The organism is Achromobacter sp. (genome assembly GCF_036567245.1).
GTDB lineage: Bacteria > Pseudomonadota > Gammaproteobacteria > Burkholderiales > Burkholderiaceae_B > Achromobacter.
This window is the reverse complement of sequence record NZ_DATCUY010000280.1, coordinates 1-6,172: the sequence shown is the minus strand read 5'-3', so window position 1 is coordinate 6,172 and position 6,172 is coordinate 1. Positions and strand designations below refer to the sequence as shown.

Here is a 6,172-nt window from a genome sequence, read left to right as displayed (position 1 = left end):
GCCATCTACCCGAACCTGCCGTTCGATGGCGAGAAGGACTTCACGCCCATCTCGAACCTGGCTGCCGTGCCCAACATCATGACGATCAACCCGAAGGTGCCGGCCAAGAACATCGCCGACTTCATCAAGCTGGCCAAGAGCGAGCCGGGCAAGCTGACCTATGCGTCCGCCGGCAACGGTTCGGTCTCGCACATGATGGGCGAACTGTTCAAGATGGCTTCGGGCACCAACCTGATGCACGTGCCGTACCGCGGCGTGGGCCCGGCGCTGAACGACGCGCTGGCCGGCCAGGTCGACGTCATGTATGACAACCTGCCCTCGACGCTGCCGCACGTGCAGTCTGGCCGCCTGATCGCCATGGCCGTCGCCTCGCCCAAGCGCGTCGCCAGCCTGCCCGACGTGCCCACGTTCGCCGAAGCCGGCCTGCCGGCCGTGAACGACGCGTCCTGGTTCGGCCTGGTGGCCCCCGCCAAGCTGCCCCAGCCCGTGCTGGACAAGCTGAACGCCGCCGTGCAGAAGGTCAGCGCCGAAGCCGACGTCAAGACCCGCCTGGAAGCCCTGGGCGCCGCGCCGGCCGCCAACACCCCGGCCGAATTCGCGGCGCAGATCTCGGCTGAAATCGCCAAGAACAAGCGCATCGCCAAAGAAGCCAACGTGAAGATCGACTAAGCGATCTTCGGTCCTCGCGCGCCAGCGGTGCGCGGGGGCCTCCGATTCACGAACGCAATACCCCCTTATGCGAATTACCCAACCCCTGTCTTACCGGCTTGACCTCCCGCAGCAATATCCAGATTCGGCCCCCTCGGCTCCCCTCGTGCTGGACTCCCCGCACAGCGGCACCGCCTACCCCCCCGATTTCGCGGCTGCGGTGGATTTTGGCGCATTGCGCACCGCCGAGGACACCTGGGTTGACGACCTGTGGGGCGACGCCTTGGACATGGGCGTGCCGATGATTGCCGCCGCGTTTCCGCGCGCCTACATCGACGCCAACCGCTCGCCCGACGAAATCGACGAATTGCTGCTGGACCAAGCCTGGCCTGACGCCGTCAACGCCTCGCCCAAGGTCAAGCTGGGCAAGGGTCTGATCTGGCGCATGCTGGACGACGGCACGCCGCTCTACAACCGCAAGCTGACGGTGGCGGAAGTGCGCCACCGCATCGACGCCTGCTGGAAGCCCTACCACGCCGCGCTGGGCCAGGTGCTGGACGCCGCCCACAAGAAGTTCGGCAAGGTCTGGCACATCAACTGCCACTCCATGCCCAGCGTCGCCGGCGCCTACGCCACCGACCGCCCGGGCCTGGTGCACCCCGACTTCGTGCTGGGCGACCGTGACGGCAGCACCAGCGACCCGGCCTTCCGCGAATTCATCGCCGCCTGGCTGCGCGAACGCGGTTACAACGTCACCGTCAACGATCCCTACAAGGGCGTGGAACTGGTGCGCGCCTTCGGCCGTCCCGAGGAAGGCCGCCACAGCCTGCAGATCGAGATCAACCGCAAGCTCTACATGGACGAAGTCTCGCTGCGTCCTTCCGAAAACTACGGCCGCCTGAAGGCCGATCTGCGCGAGCTCACCGCCGCGCTGATCACCTGGACTCGCGCGCAAACGGCTTGACGCCGGACGTTTGCGTGCAGGTACCGGCCAGCGGAACAGTCAGACTGGCCGGAGCAGTTGGGTTGCAAGACCCCAGCCCCATGGTTCGCCATGGGGCTTTTTTTACGTGCGCCACCCATCGTTTTAAGAGGGTGTTGGCATCGCCCAACATTTTTGGCCATACATCCGGCACACCTTTCCGCTCTGGTTACCGTGTATAACTATTGCCAATTAATGAGGAGAGGCGTAGATGCACATCGGGATACCAAAAGAAACCCGAGACGGGGAAACTCGTGTCGCAGCAACACCGGAGACCGTCAAGAAGTATGTAGGCGGCAAACATACCGTCGTCGTGGAGCGCGGGGCAGGCACCGCCGCCCGCTATCTCGACGAAGCCTATGAGGCAGCGGGCGCTACGCTCGGCACCGCCCAGGATGCGCTGGGGGCAGAACTCGTCATGAAGGTGCGCGCGCCTTCGGCGGCGGAACTGCCCCAGATGAAATCCGGCGCCGTCGTGATCGGCATGCTCGATCCCTTCGACGCCGAAGGCATCCAGCAAATGGCCGCCGCCGGGCTCACCGGATTCGCACTCGAGGCCGCGCCCCGCATCACGCGGGCGCAGAGCCTGGACGTGCTGTCCTCGCAGGCCAACCTGGCCGGCTACAAGGCCGTGCTGCTGGCGGCGCACCACTATGGCCGCCTGATCCCCATGATGATGACCGCTGCGGGCACGCTGAAAGCAGCCCGCGCCGTCGTGCTGGGCACCGGCGTGGCCGGGCTGCAGGCCATCGCCACCGCCAAGCGGCTGGGCGCGGTGGTCGAAGCCTCGGACGTGCGCCCCGCCGCGCGCGAACAGGTGGAATCGCTGGGCGCCAAGTTCATCGACGTGCCTTTCGAGACGGATGAAGAACGCGAAATCGCGCAAGGCACTGGCGGCTATGCCCGGCCCATGCCGCCCGCCTGGATGGCGCGCCAGGCCGCGCTCGTGTCCGAACGCTGCAAGCAGGCCGACATCGTCATCACCACGGCGCTGATCCCCGGCCGCCCCGCTCCCACGCTGGTGTCCGCGGAAACCGTCGCGGCCATGAAGCCGGGTTCGGTGCTGGTGGACCTGGCGGTCGAACGCGGCGGCAACTGCCCGCTGTCCGAAAAAGGCCAGGTCGTGGAAAAGCACGGCGTGACCCTCATCGGGCTGACCAACCTGCCCGGCCTGGTCGCGACCGACGCGTCGGCGCTGTATGCGCGCAACATCCAGGATTTCCTGAAGCTCATCATCAATGTGGACGGCGCGCTGGCAATCCAGCGCGACGACGAGATCGTCGCGGCCTGCCTGATGTGCGAAGGCGGCAACGTGGCGCGGAGGAACTAACAGCATGGAAGCGATCAACCCCACCCTGATGAACCTCATCATCTTCGTGCTGGCCATCTATGTCGGCTACCACGTCGTGTGGAACGTCACCCCCGCCCTGCACACGCCGCTGATGGCCGTCACCAACGCCATTTCCGCCATCATCATCGTGGGCGCCATGCTGGCGGCCGCGCTGACCGAAGGCGGACTGGCGCGCGGCATGGGCGTGTTCGCCGTGGCGCTGGCCGCGGTCAACGTGTTCGGCGGCTTTCTCGTGACCCGGCGCATGCTGGAGATGTTCAAGAAAAAGGACCGCAAGGCAGGCAAGGAGGAAGCGAAATGATCTCGCTGAACCTCGTCACCCTGCTGTACCTGATCGCCTCGGTCTGCTTCATCCAGGCGCTCAAGGGCCTGTCGCATCCCACCACGTCGCGGCTGGGCAATGCGTTCGGCATGGCCGGCATGGCGATCGCCGTGCTGACCACGGCCGCGCTCATCGTCGGCCTGGCCCGCGACGGCGCCTCTACCGTCGGCCTGGGCTGGGTCCTGCTGGGCCTGCTGGTGGGCGGCTCCATCGGCACGCTGATGGCCAAGCGCGTCGAAATGACCAAGATGCCCGAGCTGGTCGCCTTCATGCACAGCATGATCGGCCTGGCCGCGGTCGCCATCGCGGTGGCCGTCGTGGCCGAGCCGCATGCCTTCGGCATCGTGCCCGTCGGCGTGCCCATCCCCACCGGCAACCGCTTCGAGCTGTTCATCGGCACCTTCGTCGGCGCCATCACCTTCTCGGGTTCGGTCATCGCCTTCGGCAAACTGTCGGGCAAGTACAAGTTCCGCCTGTTCCAGGGCGCGCCGGTGGTGTTCCCGGGCCAGCACATGCTGAACCTGGCGCTGGCGCTGCTGATGCTGGGCTGCGGCATCTGGTTCATGCTCACGCAGGAATGGACGCCCTTCATCATCATGACGATCATCGCCTTCGTGCTGGGCGTGCTGATCATCATCCCGATCGGCGGCGCCGACATGCCGGTGGTCGTGTCGATGCTGAACAGCTATTCGGGCTGGGCGGCGGCCGGCATCGGCTTCTCGCTGAACAACCCCATGCTGATCATCGCCGGCTCGCTGGTGGGTTCCTCGGGCGCGATCCTGTCCTACATCATGTGCAAGGCGATGAACCGCTCGTTCTTCAACGTGATCCTGGGCGGCTTCGGCGGCCAGGCCGGCGGCGCCGCCGCGGCGGGCGATGCGCAGCAGCGCAGCGTCAAGTCGGGCAGCCCCGACGACGCGGCCTTCCTGATGACCAACGCCGAAAGCGTGACCATCGTTCCAGGCTATGGTCTGGCGGTGGCGCGCGCGCAGCACGCGCTGAAGGAACTGGCGGAAAAGCTCACCGAGCGCGGCGTGACGGTCAAGTACGCCATCCACCCGGTCGCCGGACGCATGCCCGGCCATATGAACGTGCTGCTGGCCGAGGCTGAAGTGCCCTACGACCAGGTCTTCGAAATGGAAGACATCAACAGCGAGTTCGGCCAGACCGACGTGGTGCTGGTGCTGGGCGCGAACGACGTGGTCAACCCGGCCGCGAAGAACGACCCGAAGTCGCCCATCGCCGGCATGCCGATCCTCGAAGCCTACAAGGCCCGCACCGTGATCGTGAACAAGCGTTCCATGGCCTCGGGCTACGCGGGCCTGGACAACGAGCTCTTCTACATGGACCGCACGATGATGGTTTTCGGCGACGCCAAGAAGGTGCTGGAAGACATGGTCAAGGCCGTGGAGTAAAGCGCCCGGCGCCGGATGCCGCCAGGCGTCCGGCGCCTACGCGCCGCGCTGGCCCGCCGGCTGGCGCAACTGCTCGTCCACCACTTCCACCCAATGCCGCACGGGCGTGTCGGTGCCGCTTTGTAGGTGGCCGATGCAGCCGATGTTGGCGGACAGGATCACATCCGGCCCGCCCGCCGCAATGGCGCCCAGTTTGCGGTCGCGCAGCTCCAGCGCGATTTCCGGATTCAGCACCGAATAGGCGCCCGCCGAACCGCAGCACAGATGCGTGTCGGCGAACGGCTGCAACGCGAAACCCAGATCCGCCAGCAGTTGTTCCGACAGCGGCCGCAGCCCCTGCCAATGCTGCAGCGTGCAGGGCGGATGGAAGGCCGCGCGCGTGCCCGCCTGCAGCTGCGAGCGCAATTGCGCCGCATGCGGCGCGACGATCTCGGCCACGTCCTTCACCAGCGCCACGATGTCCGCGGCTTTTTGCGCATAGGCCGGATCGTGCCGCAAGTGATGTGCATATTCCTTGACCATGGCGCCGCAGCCGGAAGCATTCATGACGATGGCCTCGACCTTCCCGTCCTGCAGCAGCGGCCACCAGGCGTCGACGTTGGCGCGCATCTGCCCCAATGCGTCGTCCTGGGCGTCCAGATGGAAACTGGCCGCGCCACAGCAGCCGGCGCCGGGCGCGATGCGAGCGCCTATGCCGACCGCGTCCAGCACGCGGATGGTGGCCGCATCGATGGTCGGCATCATGGCGGGCTGCACGCAGCCCGCCAGCATCAGTACCTGCCGCGCATGACCGGCCACCTGCGGCAACGGCCCCGCCGCGCGGCGTTCCGGCACCTTGCGCTTGAGCGCCTCGGGCAGCATGCCGCGCACCGCCTGTCCCAGCCGCATCGCGGGTGCGAACAAGGGCGACAGCATGGTCTTGCGCAGCAAGGTGCGTTTGGTCCTGTCGGCCCAACTGCGCGGCACGCGCTCTTCGACGATCTTGCGGCCGATATCCACCAGATGGCCGTACTGGACACCAGACGGGCAGGTGGTCTCGCAATTGCGGCAGGTCAGGCAGCGGTCCAGGTGCTGCTGCGTGGACTGGGTGGGCTCGGCGCCCTCCAGCACCTGTTTGATCAGGTAGATGCGTCCGCGCGGGCTGTCCAGTTCATCGCCCAGCACCTGATAGGTCGGACAGGTCGCGGTGCAGAAACCGCAGTGCACGCAACGCCGCAGGATGGCGTCGGCCTCCTTGCCCAGATCGGTATCGCGTGCCCAGGATGCCAGATTGGTTTGCATGATGCCCTATAGATCCAGGACCAGACGGCCGGGGTTGAACAGGCCGGCCGGATCAAGCTCTTGTTTGAGGCGACGCGTGATCGAAGCGATCCCAGGCGCCAGCGGATGGAATACGCCGTCGGCCGGCGGCCTGCCCTGCCCGGCGCGGAACAGCGTGGCGTGGCCGCCCAGCC

At 66.6% G+C, this 6,172-nt stretch carries 6 protein-coding genes and 1 pseudogene; 5 read left to right on the top strand and 2 right to left on the bottom strand.

The genetic code is table 11. From position 1 onward, the window contains the following. From VIR09_RS12470 to VIR09_RS12450, 5 genes are all read left to right on the top strand, one after another. Positions 1-669 (top strand): Bug family tripartite tricarboxylate transporter substrate binding protein (locus tag VIR09_RS12470; protein WP_332013156.1); only part of this gene is annotated, 669 nt, incomplete at its 5' end. Positions 670-736: 67 nt separating this feature from the next. After that, the gene (locus VIR09_RS12465) at positions 737-1,612 is read left to right on the top strand and encodes an N-formylglutamate amidohydrolase (protein WP_332013155.1); all 876 of its coding nucleotides are present in this window, start codon (positions 737-739) and stop codon (positions 1,610-1,612) included. 229 nt (positions 1,613-1,841) lie between these two features. Continuing rightward, on the top strand, positions 1,842-2,960 hold the full coding sequence (locus VIR09_RS12460) for a Re/Si-specific NAD(P)(+) transhydrogenase subunit alpha (protein ID WP_332013154.1): 1,119 nt from the start codon (positions 1,842-1,844) through the stop codon (positions 2,958-2,960). 4 nt (positions 2,961-2,964) lie between these two features. After that, positions 2,965-3,282: an NAD(P) transhydrogenase subunit alpha gene (locus tag VIR09_RS12455; RefSeq protein ID WP_013392581.1), complete on the top strand. Its 318-nt coding sequence runs from the start codon at positions 2,965-2,967 to the stop codon at positions 3,280-3,282. Beyond that, positions 3,279-4,718, top strand: coding sequence for an NAD(P)(+) transhydrogenase (Re/Si-specific) subunit beta (locus VIR09_RS12450; RefSeq protein ID WP_332013153.1), 1,440 nt, complete (start codon positions 3,279-3,281; stop codon positions 4,716-4,718). Before VIR09_RS12455 ends, VIR09_RS12450 begins: the two co-directional genes overlap by 4 nt. A 36-nt stretch (positions 4,719-4,754) precedes the next feature. Here VIR09_RS12450 and glcF read toward each other — a convergent pair whose 3' ends face one another. Continuing rightward, positions 4,755-5,999, bottom strand: coding sequence for a glycolate oxidase subunit GlcF (gene glcF, locus VIR09_RS12445; RefSeq protein ID WP_332013152.1), 1,245 nt, complete (start codon positions 5,997-5,999; stop codon positions 4,755-4,757). 6 nt (positions 6,000-6,005) lie between these two features. Next, positions 6,006-6,172: pseudogene (gene glcE, locus VIR09_RS12440) on the bottom strand (glycolate oxidase subunit GlcE); the annotation flags it as partial.